Annotated in this window: 12 protein-coding genes, 1 tRNA gene and 2 pseudogenes; 7 read left to right on the forward strand and 8 right to left on the reverse strand. The window is 66.5% G+C overall.

Going from position 1 to position 16819, the window contains the following annotated elements; translation table 11 throughout:
- Window positions 1–2: 2 nt before the first annotated feature.
- From N0A20_RS16070 to N0A20_RS20265, 4 genes and pseudogenes are all read right to left on the reverse strand, one after another.
- Window positions 3–1982, reverse strand: a complete 1980-nt coding sequence (locus tag N0A20_RS16070; RefSeq protein ID WP_260581336.1) for a hypothetical protein — start codon at window positions 1980–1982, stop codon at window positions 3–5.
- A gap of 3 nt (window positions 1983–1985) precedes the next feature.
- A pseudogene (locus tag N0A20_RS16075) lies at window positions 1986–4005 on the reverse strand (heme-binding protein).
- Window positions 4006–4013: 8 nt separating this feature from the next.
- Window positions 4014–5054, reverse strand: a complete 1041-nt coding sequence (locus N0A20_RS16080) for a hypothetical protein (protein ID WP_312846665.1) — start codon at window positions 5052–5054, stop codon at window positions 4014–4016.
- Window positions 5055–5104: 50 nt separating this feature from the next.
- Window positions 5105–5275, reverse strand: a pseudogene (locus tag N0A20_RS20265) (hypothetical protein); the annotation flags it as partial.
- On the opposite strand from N0A20_RS20265, the gene N0A20_RS20270 reads away from it, so the two are divergent.
- Window positions 5211–5360: a hypothetical protein gene (locus N0A20_RS20270; protein ID WP_312846666.1), complete on the forward strand. Its 150-nt coding sequence runs from the start codon at window positions 5211–5213 to the stop codon at window positions 5358–5360. The pseudogene N0A20_RS20265 and the gene N0A20_RS20270 overlap by 65 nt on opposite strands.
- 189 nt (window positions 5361–5549) lie before the next feature.
- Here N0A20_RS20270 and gdhA read toward each other — a convergent pair whose 3' ends face one another.
- Window positions 5550–6905, reverse strand: a complete 1356-nt coding sequence (gene gdhA / locus N0A20_RS16085; RefSeq protein WP_260581337.1) for an NADP-specific glutamate dehydrogenase — start codon at window positions 6903–6905, stop codon at window positions 5550–5552.
- A gap of 158 nt (window positions 6906–7063) precedes the next feature.
- Between gdhA and N0A20_RS20275 the strand changes: the two genes are divergently transcribed.
- Together N0A20_RS20275 and N0A20_RS16090 are read left to right on the forward strand one after the other, a co-directional pair.
- Window positions 7064–7429, forward strand: coding sequence for a tetratricopeptide repeat protein (locus tag N0A20_RS20275; protein ID WP_312846556.1), 366 nt, complete (start codon window positions 7064–7066; stop codon window positions 7427–7429).
- Window positions 7344–8003, forward strand: coding sequence for a hypothetical protein (locus N0A20_RS16090; protein WP_312846557.1), 660 nt, complete (start codon window positions 7344–7346; stop codon window positions 8001–8003). The genes N0A20_RS20275 and N0A20_RS16090 overlap by 86 nt, the downstream gene beginning before the upstream one ends.
- A 211-nt stretch (window positions 8004–8214) precedes the next feature.
- On the opposite strand, the gene putA is transcribed toward N0A20_RS16090, so the two are convergent.
- Window positions 8215–11304 (reverse strand): bifunctional proline dehydrogenase/L-glutamate gamma-semialdehyde dehydrogenase PutA, encoded by a 3090-nt coding sequence (gene putA, locus N0A20_RS16095; protein WP_260581338.1) that lies wholly within the window; start codon window positions 11302–11304, stop codon window positions 8215–8217.
- Between the two features lie 116 nt (window positions 11305–11420).
- Here putA and N0A20_RS16100 point away from each other — a divergent pair, with 116 nt between their 5' ends.
- Entirely contained in the window at window positions 11421–11873 is a 453-nt protein-coding gene (locus tag N0A20_RS16100) for an Lrp/AsnC family transcriptional regulator (RefSeq protein ID WP_260581339.1), read from the forward strand.
- Window positions 11874–12085: 212 nt separating this feature from the next.
- Here the strand turns inward: N0A20_RS16100 and N0A20_RS16105 are convergent, their stop codons facing one another.
- On the reverse strand, window positions 12086–13027 hold the full coding sequence (locus tag N0A20_RS16105; RefSeq protein WP_260581340.1) for an acyl-CoA dehydrogenase family protein: 942 nt from the start codon (window positions 13025–13027) through the stop codon (window positions 12086–12088).
- Window positions 13027–14184, reverse strand: a complete 1158-nt coding sequence (locus N0A20_RS16110; RefSeq protein ID WP_260581342.1) for an acyl-CoA dehydrogenase family protein — start codon at window positions 14182–14184, stop codon at window positions 13027–13029. The genes N0A20_RS16105 and N0A20_RS16110 overlap by 1 nt, the downstream gene beginning before the upstream one ends.
- 134 nt (window positions 14185–14318) lie before the next feature.
- Here N0A20_RS16110 and N0A20_RS16115 point away from each other — a divergent pair.
- The 3 genes from N0A20_RS16115 to N0A20_RS16125 all read left to right on the forward strand — a co-directional run bounded on the left by N0A20_RS16115 (window position 14319) and on the right by N0A20_RS16125 (window position 16792).
- A tRNA-Gly gene (locus tag N0A20_RS16115) sits at window positions 14319–14392 on the forward strand.
- Window positions 14393–14593: 201 nt separating this feature from the next.
- The gene (locus tag N0A20_RS16120; protein ID WP_260581343.1) at window positions 14594–15814 is read left to right on the forward strand and encodes a tyrosine-type recombinase/integrase; all 1221 of its coding nucleotides are present in this window, start codon (window positions 14594–14596) and stop codon (window positions 15812–15814) included.
- Window positions 15815–15871: 57 nt separating this feature from the next.
- Window positions 15872–16792 (forward strand): hypothetical protein, encoded by a 921-nt coding sequence (locus tag N0A20_RS16125; protein WP_260581344.1) that lies wholly within the window; start codon window positions 15872–15874, stop codon window positions 16790–16792.
- Window positions 16793–16819 lie beyond the last annotated feature (27 nt).

Genomic DNA, 16819 nt, shown 5'->3' on the forward strand with positions numbered 1-16819 from the left:
ATCTAGAAACTCAAGATCACATTGGCGAGGATCGACACATAGGCCTTGTCGCCTTCCTTGTTGTCGAACAGATCCTTGAACCCCTTGCCCGGTACCAGCACCGCGGCGCTGAGGCGGCCGACGATATTCTGCGTCGCCTTGGGCCGCCAGATGCCGGCGACCGACAGGTCGAAGCCGATGTCCTTGGGGATCGAGCCTTCCATGCGCAGCGCCTGCAGGCTCGATGTGTCGGCGAACCACAGGTGGTTGAAATTGGTGCTGACGCGCACCTCGGGCGACAGGTCGAAGTCGCCGCCCAGCCCGACGAAGACGGTGCCGGGATTGTTGAAATTCGACTGCCCCTCTTCCTTCGACGAGCGCAGCGAGTTCAATATGCCGTTGCGCCCCGAGATCGCGATGACGCGCCCGCCGCCCGCGAAGGGGATCGTCTGGCGAATCCAGTAGCTGGTGTCGGCGCCTCCGAAGATCGGGTTTTCGAAGATCGCGTCGAAGCCGCCTTCGGTGTTGTTATAGGGGTTGCCGTCGCCGGTCGCATAGAGGCCCGAGAGGCGGAAGCGCATCCAGTCATGGTCGTAGCTGAGCTCGACCGCGCCGAAGCCCGAGCGGATCTTCGCCGGCTTGCTGGTGAAGAAGCTGTTCCGGTCTTCGCCGAGCGCGGCATAGAAGCTGGCGGTGACGTTGATCCGCCCGATCCGCCCGTCGGCGCTGTACCCGAGATAGACGACGTCATATTCGCGCCCGCGCAGGTCGCCGAGCAGCGCCGGACGCACCGGGAAGCCATTATGGTCGATCTGAACGTCGTTCTTTTCGCGGTTCATATTATAGGTCACGCTGACCTGGCTGGTCAGCCCGACGAACGGGAAATCCTGGCGATAGAGGTTGCCGGTGAAGATGAAATCGTCCCGCGGCGTCTGGGTGATGTCGTTGAGGCCGCTGTTCGTGTCCTTCTCCAGCCGCCAGAAGGCCGCGAGATTATATTGGAAGCGGTTGTTGTCGCGGTTGCCGAAATAGCGGATGCCGAGCTGCGAATCCTGGAACAGGAAGCCGCGGAAATCGCTCTGGAACGGCTGGATGCCGACGCGGATCGAGTGAAAGTCGTAGCGGTCGCTGTCGTTGCCGAGATGCTTGTCGATGAAGAGTTCCTGCACCCCCAGGAAGCTGTCGTAGCGGTTGCTCTTCTTCGACGGGCGCACGTCGAGCACGCGCCGTTCGGGCACGTCGACATAGTTCGCCTGATAGGCGAGCGTCAGGCGATATTCGATGTCGGGCGGCTTGAAGGCGGTCGAGCCCTTGATCAGCGCGACACCGGCGATGAAGGTCTGCGCGGCGACGAAACTGCGGTTCTTGCCGAACACGTCGAGGCTGCCCGGGCGCGAGGTGGTCTGGACGCCGACCGGGATCGGGAAGGTGCGCGGTTCGAACACCGTGTCCGAGATGAGATTGGCGACGAAGAACCAGTCGTCGCCCTTGAGGCCGAGGAATTTGGGCGTCTTGCACCGCGCTTCGCCCAGCCGCGCGCGCCGTTCCTGCTCTTCCTCGGTCGGGATGCAGAGCGCGCGGTCGCCCTTGTAGGTGTTCTGGTGATAGGGGTCGAACCATCGTTCCTTGACGACGCCGAGGCTTTCGATCAGCCGCCAGCGGTCGGGGACGGGAAGCTGGTCCTCCATGCCCGGAAAGGCCTCGGGCGGCGGCGGGCGCAAAGCGCCGATATTGTCCTGGGTCAGCCGGTCGGGCAGGTCGGGGCGATAGCCGGGGCGGCGACGGCCCTCGATAATCTGGGTGACCAGATCCTCGCTCATCATCTCCTGCCAGTTCACCGGCGGCGGCGGCGGGACGAGGTCGTCGAGCGACGGGTCGCCAGAGGGCGTTTCCTCGCTCGCGGCAGGAGGAGCATCGGGCGCAGGCTCGACCGCATCGCCCGGCGCGCCTTGCGCGGCCAGGCTGGCGATGATCGGCCAAAGGCTGCTCCCCGCGAGGCTCATCGTCTATAGCCCATCGCAGACATTCTGCTGCGCGGTGTCGAGGAAGGGCGCGAACGGGCAGGAGACGTAGCGCAGCCGCACGTTCGCCCCGCCCGCCAGATTGACGACGATGCGGTCGGCGCGGATGCCGGTCGGGGCATTGCCGATCGTGCCGGCGCGCGCGCCGCCGTTGTGGGCGCCGAGGAAGCTGGTCATATCGTCCTGGTCGATGCCGTCGCCCGACACGCCGATCGCCCCGACGAGCGTGTTGCCACGATAGATGGGGACCGAGCCGGGGAATATCTGGATGCCGTTGGCGAGCCTTTTGTGCCCCGGCGTCACGTCGGGAATCTGCGTGCATTGCTGCGGCGTGTCGGGACTCGCGCCGCCGCTGACCACGAAATTGAGATGCTGGACGACGTTCAGCGCGATGAGATCGGTCTGGAGGCCGACCGCGAAGGGGCTGAACTGTGCCGACTGTTCGACCGACAATGGACCCGGCGGGCGCGAGACCTCTCCATCAGGGAAATAGGGCCGCGACAGATTGCCGCCCGAGCGGTCGGCAAAGGCGACGGTGCCGGTGAGCGCGGCGGGATCGTTGAGGAAGGTCCGGGTGCGCTGGACATAGGCGGGAACATTGGCAACACCGGGCAACACCGGCGTCGCGAGCAATTCGGGCGCGGCATGGCTGCCCGAGAAGAAGGCGGCGGTGCGCGCCTTTTGCAGGCTGACGTCGGTGCCGAAGAGCGGCCCGTCGGGCGAGCGGACGATGCCGAGGATTTCGCCGCGCGTATCGACGAGGCTGATCGTCGCCTGCATCCGGCTGTCGAGCGGGCGGCGGATCTGCGCGCGGGAGCGGGACAGGACGGTGAAGGCTTCTTCCAGCACCGTACGGACTTCGGCGGCGGTGAGCGGCTGCGCGACCGAAGCTCCGTCGGTTCCGCCGCGGATCGGATAGCGCGGATTGCCGCTGCCGTCGGTCAGCACGAAGGCGTCGCGGTTCGAAAATTCGGCCGGAGTGCTCGCGCGAACGCCAGACGCCTCGCTGCCATAGACCGTTCCGGCGATCAGCGTGCCGTCGGTATAGCCGGTGACCCCGATCAGCGCCCCCTGGGTGCCGTTGATCGCCCCGAAATTGGTCTGCAGCGGCGACAGGCTGGCGGTGGTCGCGTCACTGAAGCGCAGCGAGGTGCCGTCGACGGTGATGCGCTCGGCGCGGATCGCCTCCGGCGCCGCATAATTTTGCGTGCTCGGCAAAGGCGATCGCCTCCTCGTCGTCATTTTCGATATCGAGGATATTGGGATCGAAGCTGTAGTCGCCGTCGCCCATCACGCCGATGCCGCCGACGACGACGCCATTCTTGTAGAGCGGGAAGCCGCCGGCGTCGGCGGCGAGGCCGAGCGGCGAGCGTTTCGGGCCGATCAGCGCCCCCGCCCCGCCGCCGGGGACGAAACGCCGCGACAGGTCCGAACAGGGAAGCTGGCTGAACTGCACCCCGAACAGCGGGCCGCTTTCGAGGCCGACGGTGGTCGGGGCGGGCGGGAAATGTTCCTGGACGATCTGGCTCGCGGTGCGGGTCGAAAAGGCGTTGCCGCCGCTCGACAGATAGGCGCCGGTGATCGCCTTGGCGATCGCCGCGGCGGCGGCGGGGATCGTCGCGCCCTGCAAGCCGACCTCGCTGCCCATCGGCGCGGGACCGCCGATGCGGTTGCGGCTGACCACCGCGGTGTCCGGGGCGCCGGTCATCTGGAACACGGCAAGGACGTTGCCGACGCGGTCGGTCACCGCGATGATCGACGGACGGCTGCGCGCGCGCGCCTCGCCCACCGCCTGCGCGATGATCTGCTGCACGTCGGCGGTGCTCAGCGATTCGGCGGCGGGCGGCGTGAAGAGGCCGCCCGTCGGCGTGGGCGTCGGGGTCGGCGTGGGCGTCGGCGCGGGAGTGGGCGTACCGCCGCCGCCCCCGCCGCCGCAGGAGGACAGGAGCAGCGCGGCAATCGCGGCGAAGGCGGTCGAGCGGAAAAGGCGGGTCGGTTTCTGCATATCGGTCGTCAGCGAAGCGCCCGGATCGCCCGCACCGCGCTGCCCAGCGAGGCCTGGAAATCGGCGGGTCTATAATTGTTCGGGTCCTTTACGGCAGCATAGGCGCGGTCGATGTCGCCGCGGATGCCCGCCGCCGCGCCGACCGTGACCCGGCCCGAGGAAACCATCGCGTTGAGCAGAGTATCGACCCCCATCACCGCCTGCTGCGACCCCGAATAGTCGGTGAAACGGTCGCTGATCGCGGTGGCCGAAATCGCATCGACAAGGGCAAAGGCATCGACGCGGGCAAAGGCGGGCGAAGCGAAGGCGGCCTTGAGCTTGCCGACGGTCGCGCCGAGCTGCGCCGCGGCGGTCTTGGCGCTTTCGCGATCCTGCGTCATCGCCCGGTGGAACGCCTGGGTCCGGGTGGCGAGTTCGGCGGCGAGATCGGACGACGCAAGCCGCGCCGCCGCCGCAAGCATGATCAGATTTTCGTCATTATAGGGCGGCATGCCCTCGGGCAGGCTGACCTGCCGCCCATCCACAATGTAGCGGCGGCCGGGATTTTCCGCGCTCGTCTTCACCGGTTTCGCCTGGTCATAGATACGGCGGTGGCAGCTGTGGCAGTCGAGGAAATAAAATTCGGGGAACATGCCCTCGGCCCCGCGCTTCGACTGGAACAGCGCGAGGCTGCGTTCGAGCGCGGTCGCCTGGCCAACCGCCCACATCTGGACATGGTCGGTGCGGGCATTCGCCGCGCCGAACTTGCGCCAGCCATAATCCTCATCCTCCTGATGATGCGCCTGGAGCGAGGAAAAGAGGTCGAGTTCGAAGCTGATCCGCGGGTGCCCCGCCGCCATGATGCGGTGGGTGACGAATTGCCCGTCGCCCGACGACCCGAAATGGCAATCGACGCAGACGCCCGCGCGCACCACCGGATCCTCGAGCTTGCGAAGACCCGCCGACAGGTTGGCGAGGTGCTTTTCGCGCATTTCACGGTCGGGATCGGCGGTGGTGCCGACCCCGGCATAATGGCTGGCGATCCAGCCGCTGCGGCGGGGCCATGGCATGATTCGCATCCGACGCCATCCTCGAGCGGCACGGTCCCGCGCTGCGCGCCGCCCGCCGCGTCGATAGCGCCCTTGGTGCTGTGACAGCCGAGGCACATGGGCGCGGTCGCGGCATCCTTCAGCCCCAGGTTGCGCGCGATGAACTGGCTGCGGCTGTTGCTGAGCACCGCCCAGGCGCGGCTGTGCGCGCCGCCGGGGGTCGAGGGTTCCTGCCATTTCATCAGCTCGTCCTGGCGGATGACGGTGCCGTCGCCCTCCATCCGGCCGTGGCACGTCGATCCGGCGCACGATGCGACGCCGGTGTAGCGGCCGCCGCCCTCGCCCTGCGAACGCGCCGGCGGCGCCGCGATGACGGCGGCGACGGCAAGCGCCACGAGGAGCAGCACAAGGGCGGCAAAGGCCGACCAAGGCCGATCGCGGCGCTCCATTCCAGCGTGCGTCGTCATCGCAGAACCCCTTTTACCCCGGCCGGACGCTTTTGCGCCTCAGCCCCGTCTACACTACCCCAAAGGCCAGCATCGCGTCGGCGACTTTCTTGAAGCCCGCGATATTGGCGCCCTTCACATAGTCGATATAGCCGCCGCCCTGGTCGCCATAGGTCAGGCAGCTCTTGTGAATGCCGACCATGATGTCCTTGAGCATCTGCTGCAGTTCACCCTCGCTCCAGCTGCGGCGCTCGCTGTTCTGGCTCATTTCGAGGCCCGAGACCGCGACACCGCCGGCATTCGCCGCCTTGCCCGGCGCGAACATGATCTTCGCATGCTTGAACGCGTGCACCCCGTCGAGGTTGGTCGGCATGTTGGCGCCTTCGCTGACCGCGATGCAGCCATTGGCGATCAGCGTCTTCGCATCCTCGCCGAGCAGTTCGTTCTGCGTCGCACAGGGCAGCGCGACGTCGCACTTCACGCCCCACGGCGTCTTGCCCGCGGTGAAGCTCGCGCCCTTGAACTCGTCGACATATTCCTCGATCCGGCCGCGGCGGTGCGTCTTGTGCGCCTTCACCCAGTCGATCTTTTCCTGGGTGATGCCGTCGGGATCGTGGATGAAGCCGCCCGAGTCGGACAGGGTGAGCACCTTGCCGCCGAGCTGGACGATCTTTTCCGCCGCATGGGTCGCGACATTGCCCGATCCCGAGATGACCGCGGTCTTGCCGACCAGATCCTGGTCCTTCACGGCCAGCATGTTCTGCAGGAAATAGACCGCGCCATAGCCCGTCGCCTCGGTGCGGATCAGCGAGCCGCCCCATTCGAGGCCCTTGCCGGTCAGAACGCCGGTGAATTCGTTGGTAATCCGCTTGTACTGGCCGAACATGAAGCCGATTTCGCGCCCGCCGACGCCGATGTCGCCCGCCGGCACGTCGATGTCGGCGCCGATATGGCGATAGAGTTCGGTCATGAAGCTCTGGCAGAAGCGCATGATCTCGCGCACGCTCTTGCCCTTGGGGTTGAAGTTCGACCCGCCCTTGCCGCCGCCCATCGGCAGGCCGGTCAGCGCATTCTTGAACGTCTGTTCGAAGGCGAGGAATTTGAGCACCGATTCGGTGACCGAGGGGTGGAAGCGGATGCCGCCCTTGTACGGGCCGATGGCATTGTTGTTCTGGACGCGCCAGCCGCGCTGGACGCGGATATTGCCGTTGTCGTCCTCCCAGCAGACGCGGAAGGAGACGACCCGGTCGGGCTCGGCGATGCGCCGCAATATCTGCTGCGCGTGATATTCTTCCTTGTCGGCGATGAAATCGAAAATGTCTTCCGACACCTCCTGGACCGCCTGGACAAACTCCGTCTGCCCCGGATTGCGCTTTTTCACGCCCTCCATGAATGTCGAAAAATCGACATGATCCGATACTGCCATGCACCCCTCCCCCTGTTGACTGGGAAAAATCGGTGCGACCCCTTACGATTTTGTCGTTGACCGACCTCGCCCTTCAAAGGCTACACCATCGTCCGGCAAAGGCAAGCCGCGAGCGCGTGCCGCGGAGATTTTTTCGCAGACGCACAAGAGGGGCAAAAATGAGCGAGAGCAACAAGATGAGCGGCGGCATGACCGGTATCAATCGCGCAGTGCTGATCGCGGCGTTCGTCCTGCTCGCGGGGGCAGTCGGCTATGCGATCTGGCGCGATTCCGCGGCGGGCGGCGCGGTTTCGACGGTCCCCGAAACCGCCGCGCCGGTCGATGCGCTCGCCGCGCTGGAGGCGCGGACCAAGGCCGAACCGGACAATGCCGAGGCCTGGAAGGCGCTGGGCGAGGCGCGATTCGACCTCGAGGATTTTCCCGGCGCGGTCGCCGCCTATGACAGGGCGGCCGCGCTGTCGCCCCGGTCCGCGGGCCTGTGGTCGGCGCTCGGCGAGGCGCGAGATCTATGCGAGCAAGGATGATCCCTTTCCCGCCGAGGCGCTTGCCGCCTTCCGGAAATCGCTCGATCTCGACGCCAAGGACCCGCGGGCGCGCTATTTCCTCGCGGTCAAGAAGGACGTCGACAAGGACCACAAGGGCGCGATCGACGACTGGTTCGCGCTGCTCGCCGACACGCCGCAAGGCGCCCCGTGGGAGGAAAATCTGCGCCGCACGATCGAAGAGGTGGGCAAGATCAACAAGATCGACGTCGCCGCGCGGCTCGCGGCGACCAAACCGCGCGCGCCGACCGCCGAGGAAATACCGGTCGCCGCACGCGCCATTCCCGGCCCGAGCCGCGCCGACATGGAGGCCGCGTCGCAACTGCCGAAGGGCCAGCAGGATGCGATGATTCAGGGCATGGTCGACGGGCTGGAGGCGAAGCTGAAGGCCAATCCGGCCGACGTCGACCGCTGGATCATGCTGATGCGCAGCCGCATGACGCTGGGCGAAACGGCGAAAGCGGCGCAGGCGCTGAAGGACGGCATCGCGGCGAATCCGGGCGCGGCGGCGCGGCTGAAGGCGCAGGCGCAGATGCTGGGCGTGCCGGGGGCTTAACGAGGACTCGCACAAAGCCACGAAGCCACAAAGATTATTTACTCCGTTTGCCCTGAGCTTGTCGAAGCCTGTCCTGAGTGCCTGCCTTGGCAGGCAGTCGAAGGGGGCCGTTCTTTCTTTCGGCGGTAAAGAAGAACGGTGCTTCGACAAGCTCAGCACGAACGGTGTTTGTGATTCCCTTTGTGGCTTCGTGGCTTTGTGCGAGCCCGAACTACCCCGCCATCAGCGCCGCATTGCCGCCCGCGGCGGTGATGTCCGTCGAGATCGACTTTTCTTCGGCGAAGCGGAACAGATAGTGCGGCCCGCCCGCCTTCGGCCCGGTGCCCGACAGGCCGCGCCCGCCGAAGGGCTGCGAGCCGACGATCGCGCCGATCTGGTTGCGGTTGACGTAGACGTTGCCTACGCCCGCGCGCGCCGCGACATGCGCCGCGACGCCGTCGATGCGGGTGTGGACGCCCAATGTCAGGCCGTAGCCCGAGGCGTTGATCGCATCGATCAGCGCGTCGAGCTCGCCGCCCTTCCACGTCGCGACATGGAGGACGGGGCCGAAAATCTCGCGCGTGAGCTCGGTGACATGGTCGAGGCGGATCAGCGCCGGGCGGACGAAATGGCCGCCGGGGGGCAGGTCGCCGCCGGCTTCGGCGAGCACGCGTCCCGCGCTACGCGCTTCGGCGACATAGGTCGCGATATTCGCCCGCGCCTCCTCGTCGATGATCGGGCCAGTGTCGGTCGCGAGCTTTGCGGGATCGCCGACGTCGAGCTCGGCCATCGCGCCCGCGACCATTTCGATCATGCCCTCGGCGACATCCTCCTGCACGCAGAGCAGGCGGAGCGCCGAGCAGCGCTGGCCCGCCGACTGGAAGGCGCTGGCGACCGCGTCGCGCGCGACCTGTTCGGGAAGCGCGGTCGAATCGACGATCATCGCATTGGCGCCGCCGGTCTCGGCAATCAGCGTCGCGATCGGGCCGTCGCGCATCGCGAGGCTGCGGTTGATGAGGCGCGCGACCTCGGTCGAGCCGGTGAAGGCGACACCGATGACGTCGGCATGGCCGGTCACCGCCGCGCCGACCGTCTCGCCGCGGCCGGGGAGATAGTGCAGCACCTCGGCCGGCACGCCGGCTTCGTGGAGCAATTCGACCGCGGCGTGGGCAATGAGCGGGGTCTGTTCGGCGGGCTTCGCCAGCACCGCATTGCCCGCCGCGAGCGCCGCCGACACCTGCCCCAGGAAGATCGCGAGCGGGAAGTTCCACGGGCTGATGCACGCGAAGATGCCCTTGCCCTCCAGCATCAGCTCGTTGCGCTCGCCCGTCGGTCCGGGAAGCGGCAGCGGGTGGGTGAAATGCGCGCGCGCCTGTCCCGCATAATAGCGGAGGAAATCGACTGCCTCGCGCACCTCGGCGACCGCGTCGGCGAGCGTCTTGCCCGCCTCGTCGATCGCGAGGCCCAGGAACAGCGCGTCGCGTTCCTCGAGCAGGTCGGCGGCGCGTTCGAGCCGTTCGGCGCGGAACGCCCCGCCGGCGAGGCTCCAGTCCTCCTGCACCTGCCGCGAGGCGGCGACGGCTTCGTCCACGGCCGCCGCGTCGGCCTCAATCACCGTGCCGATGACGGCGCCGGTCGCGGGGTTGTGGACGGGCTGGGCCGTGCCGGTCAGCGTACGGCCTGCGACGACCGGCGCCGCGACCGGGTTCGCGCGCCGCGCCTCGGCGATCGCCGCCATCAGCGCCTCTGGCACGCCGGGGTCGCCGAGGTCATAGCCGCGCGAGTTGCGGCGCTCGGGGTCGAACAGCTGAAGGCCGGTGGCGATCGTCGACGGCTTGCTCGCGATGCTCCGCGGATCGACCGCAAGCTCCTCCGCCGTCACGTCGGGGTCGGAGAATTGGTGCACGAAACTGCTGTTCGCACCATTTTCGAGCAGACGGCGGACAAGATAGGCGAGGAGGTCACGGTGGGTGCCGACCGGCGCATAGACGCGCACCGGGCGCGGCGGCGGGAAGAGACCGACGATCGCGTCATGCGCGCCCTCGCCCATGCCGTGCAATCGCTGCAACTCGTAATCGGCGCCCGCGAACAGCTCGGCGATGAAGGCGAGAGTCATCGCATTATGGCTGGCGAAGGCGGGGAAGATCGCATCCTGTGCGTCGCGCAAGATCTGCGCGCAGTGCATGTAATTGAGGTCGGTATGATTCTTCGCGGTGAAGACTGGGAAGTCGGCGAGACCCATGGTCTGCGCGCGCTTGATCTCGGTGTCCCAGTACGCGCCCTTCACCAGCCGCATCGACAGCTTGACGCCGCGCGCCCGCGCCTTGGCGGCGACCCAGCGGATCACCTCGGGCGCGCGCTTCTGATAGGCCTGGATCACGATGCCGAGCCCGGTCCAGCCGTCGGCGATCCCCGCGTCGATCAGTGCGGCATAGACGTCCATATGCGGTTCGAGCCGGTCGCTTTCCTCGGCGTCGATCATCAGCGGGATGTTCACCGTACGCGCGGCGCGCGCGAGTTCGATGACGCGCGGGATCAGTTCCTCGCGCACGCGCCGCCCTTGCAGATATTCGTAGCGCGGGTGGAGCGCCGACAGCTTGATCGAGATGCCGTGGTTGGCGTGCGGGTCGCCTGGCTTCGCGTTCTTGCCGATGCGCGCGATGGCACCCGCATAGCTGTCGTAATAGCGCCGTGCGTCCCCCGCGGTGCGCGCTGCCTCGCCGAGCATGTCGAAGCTCGCGAGTTCCGACTTCTCCTTGTCGGCACGCCTGACCGCGGCGTCGATCGTCTCGCCCATCACGAATTGCTGGCCGAGCATCTTCATCGCCGCGAGCGAGGCCTGGCGGATCACCGGCTCGCCCGAACGGCGGATCATCGACTTGAGCAGCGCGAGCGGGTTCGCCCTGCTGCCCATGGCATCCAGCATCAGCGTCGCCGAGCCGAGCGACAGCCCGCGCGCCGACAGCGCGACGATCAGCGGGCTGTCCTCATCCTCGCCCTCGTTCCAGCGCCGCCCGGCGATCTTGTCGCGGATCAGCGCATTGGCGGTCGCGCTGTCGGGAACGCGCAGCAGCGCCTCGGCAAGGCACATCAGCACGACGCCTTCCTCGGTCGAGAGCCGGTAGCGGTTCATCAGCTGCGCGACGAGCGTCTCGCGTTCGCCCTCGGCCTTCGCCTTGCGGATCAGCGCGAGCCCGCGCGCGGTGGTCGCCTCGACACTGGCGGGCGAGCGCGCAAGCTCGGCGCGCAGATCGGCGACGATATCGGCTTCGGGACGGCGGGCGAGGGCGCGGATGGCGGCGCGGTCGGTGGGCTGAGTCATGGGCCCTCCATAGCAGAATCCGCAAAGTCGATCCGCCTTCATTTACTCCCAGTCATATATGTTTTGACCAAAGATTATCATGATCCTAGTCTGAACATATGAAAAATCTGTCTTCCATGGTTGATCTGGACGAGTTTGATCGCAAGATTCTGAGCATATTGGGGCGCGACGGGCGGATCACCTATACCGATCTCGCGGCGCAGGTCGGGCTGTCGAAGACGCCGTGCCAGCAGCGCGTGAAGCGGCTGGTCGAGAGCGGGCTGATCACCGGCTTTCGCGCGATCGTCGATCCGGCCAAGGTCGGGCTCGACCATGTCGCCTTCACCGAAGTCAAATTGTCCGACACCCGCGAGGAGGCGCTGCGCCGGTTCAACCAGGCGGTGCGGCAAATCCCCGAGGTCGAGGAATGCCATATGATCGCGAGCAGCTTCGACTATCTGCTCAAGGTGCGCACCCCCGACATCCGCCGCTATCGCATCGTGCTCGGCGAGAAGATTTCGAGCCTGCCGCACGTCGCGAGCACCTCGACCTTCGTCGCGATGGAGACGATATTGGAGTCGGCGCGTTAGAATAGTTCACGCCAAGGCGCGAAGATAAACCAACCCCCGTTCGTGCTGAGCTTGTCGAAGCACCGTCCTTCTTGCAGCGCCAAAGAAAAGAACGGCCCCCTTCGGCTGCCTGCCAAGGCAGGCGCTCAGGACAGGCTTCGGCAGGCTCAGAGCGAACGGATTTGGGGATTTCTTCGCGTCTTCGCGTGAAACAAACCGGCGCGCCGCCAGGATCAGAGCGCCTCGCGCACGAAATCGACCGACCGGCCCGCATCATCGAGCCGTGCCGCACCGAGCAGGCGGTTCCAGTAGGTCTCCGACCCGTCCGCCAGCCGCCATTCGTGCAGGCGCCGCGTGAACAACTGGAGGTCATGCTCCTCGCTGATCCCGATCGCGCCATGCATCGCATGGGCGGTCGCGGCGACGCGTGCCGCCGCCTTGCTCGCGACCGACTTGGCGGTGGCGGCGGCGGCAAGGGACGGCGGGAAACCGCCCGCGCAGCCGAGCTGCGACGCGATGCGCGCCGCGACCATTTCCTCGGCCATCACCGCCATCTGCTGCTGCAAGGCCTGCTGGCGCCCGATCGGCTTGCCGAACTGGACGCGCTCATTGGCATAGGTTGCGGTCATCTCGGTCAGCCGCCCGGCCGCGCCGGCGATCAGCGCCGCGCGCAGGATCGCCGCGATACCGCGCAAGCCTCCCTCGGGGGCGGAGGCGACCGGCGTTCCAGGCGCGCCGACGTCGAACCGCGCGGCAAGGCTGGCGGGCACGCCCGTCGATACGCCGGATGCTTCGACGAGGTGGAGCGCGCCCTCCGCTTCGACCAGCACATGCGCCGCGACCCGTCCGCACGGTACGACAACCGCGGCCCCCGCGGCGACCGCCAGCGCGATCGGACCTTCGGGCAGGCCGGTCAGCAGCGCGCGCGCGATCATCGTCTCGCCCACGGGCAGCGGCACTGCATGGCGGCCGAGCGCCATCCACAGCGGGTGGACCTCCGCCAGCGGCAGCCCCGCGCCACCACGATCCTCGGGGACCAGCGCGTCGAGGAAACCCGATTCGGCGAAGGCGCCCCACATCGCGTCGATGCGGCCGCCATGTTCGATCGCGCGAACCGCGGCGGGCGTGGCCACATCCTCGAGCATCCGCTCGAACGGTTCGAGAAATTCACTCATCAGCGCAGCCCCATTCCGCGGGCGATGATGCCGCGGAGCACCTCGCGCGTGCCGCCGCGCAGCGAGAAGCTGGGCGCGACATGCGTGACGAACATCAAGGTGCGGTAGAGTTCGGCATCGACCGCCTCGCCCGGGTGCGCGGCGAGATCGTCGCCGATCGCGACCGGCAATTCCTGTTCGAAAGCGGTACCGAGATCCTTGACCAGCGACGCCTCGGTCACCGGGCTTTCGCCGAGCGCCAGCCGCGCAGTGCAGGCGATCGACATGGCGCGCAGCGTCCCGAGCCGCGCGGTGAAATCACCGACCAGCGCCAAGGTCGCCGGATCGGCGCGGCCTACTTTACGCAGATGCGCGATCCAGGCGTCGAGCAGCACGACGCTCGAATAGATGCGCTCGGGCCCGCTGCGCTCGAAGGCGAGTTCGGCGGTGACCTGTTTCCACCCCTCGCCCTCGTTCCCGATCAGGGCATCCTCGGGCAGATCGACATTGTCGAAAAAAACCTCGGCGAAATGCGCATCGCCCACAAGGTCGGTGATCGGGCGGACGGTGACGCCCGGCGCCTTCAGGTCGATGATCAGCTGCGACAGGTCGGCGTGGCGATCCTCGCTGGTGCCCGAGGTGCGGACGAGCGCGATCATATAATCGCCGTGCATCGCGTTGGTGGTCCAGATCTTCTGCCCGTTGACGCGCCAGCCGCTCGCCGTCCGCTCGGCGCGGGTGCGCACGCTCGCAAGGTCGGAGCCCGACCCCGGCTCGCTCATCCCGATGCAGAAGACAAGCTCGCCGCGGCAGATGCGCGGGATATAATATTCGCGCTGCGCCTCGCTGCCGTAATTCAGGATCAGCGGCGCGCTCTGGCGGTCGGCGATCCAGTGCGCCGCGACCGGCGCGCCCGCCGAGAGCAGTTCCTCGACGACGACGAAGCGCGCGAAGGGGCCGCGTTCGCCGCCGCCATATTTCCGGGGCAAGGTGAGACCGAGGAAGCCGGCTTCGCCGAGCCGCCGGCTGAACGCAGGATCGAAACCCGACCAGGAGCGCGCGCGGACATCGGCGGATGCGGCGCCGGCCGCTTCATCGGCGAGCGCGCGGATCGCCGGCCGCAGCGCCTCGTCCGCGGCGGGCAGGCTGGCGAGGGTGAGCGTATCGAACACCGGCATCCTTCCGTCTTTTGTCGTTGCAAAGCCGCCTATTGCCCACGCAGCGATGCCACAAGCCGTTTTTCGGATATCACCGCCGCTCGTATCGGATATTGACCGGGGCGGCGTAAGGCGGCAAAGGCCGCAACCAGTGCGCGGGTGTAGCTCAATGGCAGAGCAGAAGCTTCCCAAGCTTACGACGAGGGTTCGATTCCCTTCACCCGCTCCATTTCCCTGTCCGCCGACGCTCGCATACGTCTGGACACCCCCAGAAAACCACGGTATTTAGGCGGCTATCAGGCCGCAAGCGTTCACCGGCGTTCGCGTTCAATCGCAAGCCGGTGGGGGTATCTTTGGGGGGTATTTGCAAAGCGGCCATTTCGATACCCCCGCGCTTGGGGGTATCGTCCCCGGAAAGGCAGGCAATCCCGTGGCTTTGACCGACATAGCTATCCGCAACGCGAAGCGCGGCGCGAAGCCGACCAAGCTGGCGGACGGGGGCGGGATGTTCCTGCTTGTCACTCCGGCAGGGGGCAAGCTGTGGCGGCTCAAATACCGGATCGACGGGCGCGAGAAAACGCTGGCGATCGGAAGCTATCCCGAGATCGGGCTTGGCGAGGCGCGCAGGCGGCGCGAGGAGGCGCGCGAACTGATCGCCCTTGGCAAAGACCCCTCGCGCGAAAAGCAGCGCGCGAAGATACGCGCGCGGGCGGAGGCAGCCGATACGTTCGCCGCAATCTGCGACGAATATTGCGCCAAGCGCCGGAAGGACGGGGCAAAGGGCTGGGCACCCGCGACGGCAACGCGCAGCGAATATCTGCTTTCGCTGGTTTCCGGGTCCATCGGCAAACTGCCCATAGGCGAGATCGAACCCGCCGACGTGCTGGCCGCGATTCGCCGTATCGAAGGCAAGGGCAAGCTGGAAAGCGCGCGGCGTAGCCTGCAACTGGCGGGCGCGGTGTTCCGCTATGCGGTAGCGACGGCACGGCTGGCGTCGGACCCGACGCGCGATTTGCGCGGGGCGCTGACCGCGCCGACGGTGACGCATTACGGGGCCATCACCGACGTCAAGGGGGTGGGCGAATTGCTGCGCGCGATCGACGATTATGATGGCAGCGGCGTGACCAGACTTGCGCTCCAGCTCGCGCCGCATGTCTTTGTTCGCCCCGGCGAACTGCGACATGCAGACTGGAGCGAGATCGATCTGGACGGCGCAATCTGGTCTATCCCGGCCGGACGCACAAAAATGCGCAAGTCGCACCTTGTCCCATTGTCGCGGCAGGCGGTGGCGCTGTTCCGCGAAATCCACGAGGCGACCGGGGCGACGGGCTATGTCTTTCCATCGGTGCGGACCCGGACCCGGCCGATGAGCGAAAACACGCTCAACGCGGCATTGCGTCGGCTGGGCTACAGCACCGATGAAATGACCGCGCACGGCTTCCGGGCGATGGCGTCCACCTTGCTCAACGAAAGCGGCAAGTGGCACCCCGACGCGATCGAGCGCGCTCTGGCGCACGGCGATAGCGACAAGGTGCGCGCGGCCTATCATCGCGGCGCGCATTGGGAGGAGCGGGTCGCGATGGCGCAATGGTGGAGCGACCATCTGGATATGTTGCGCAAGGGGGCAGATATTGTGCCTCTACGCGCATGACTCGGGCCAGTAATTGATCGCTTGCGTTCGCGGGTGACCGCAGAATAATCTTCGTCGATGGAAGAAGAATGGCTTGCGGCCCGAGATGCGCTTGCTTTTTTGCAGCGCGTAGCGCCTCTCACCGATCAACGGCGGACGATTTGCGCGCGGGCGCACGCCGGACTGATTCAGGCGCGGGCCGAGACGTTGATCTTGCCAAGCGGAAAGCATTCGAACGCCAATATCGGTGAAGATTTCTGGTGGGCCGAAGGGGGCGCTGCACTCAATCAGAATTGGACGACGGGCGATTTCAGCACCTGGATCAACCAGAAATTTCAGGTGAAAGCCTTTGGCGTCTCGTTTCTGGCGGACGACATTTACGCTGTCGTGCCGGGCAGCGGGGTGAAGGCGGGGCGCTGGATCGACTGCGCGGACGCCGTCGAGCATGTAGCGGACGCAGCGGCTGTCTCGACCGATCAGGCGCTTGCCGCGATCATCCATTGCTGCGCGAACAGGCTTATCGAGTCATGGTGCCGGGCGTTGAATTGCCAATATCCCGACAGTTACGACCCAGACGATGAGATTGAAGATGGGGTGATGCCCACCTGGTTCTGGATGACCAGCGCCCGCCACCCGGATGCTATTCTCAACTGGCGATCGGGCAATTTTGCCGGGCCGGGAGAAACGGAGGGGGGCTATTGCCAGGCGCAGGCAAAAGGGGTGTCCTTTGCCCGTGCGAGTCTGTCCGACGCCATAGAATATGCGACACGAAACAAGACGATATCTGTCGCCCCGTCGCCGGAAACGTCCGACGCCAGCAAAGCGCCATTGTCGAACGCGGACCTGGAAAAATGGTGGAACAAGCGCGCAAACGTGCGCGATGGCCTCTCGCAGGACGATTTACTGATCCTCGTTCGCGCGGATTTTCCAGACAATCATATTTCGCGGGACCGCATTCGTGTTTTGACCGGCGAGCGTAAGCGCGGTCCCAAGCCATAACGCGGTAAAATGGCCGCCGAATAGCCG

The organism is Sphingopyxis sp. PET50 (genome assembly GCF_025244705.1).
Classification (GTDB): domain Bacteria; phylum Pseudomonadota; class Alphaproteobacteria; order Sphingomonadales; family Sphingomonadaceae; genus Sphingopyxis.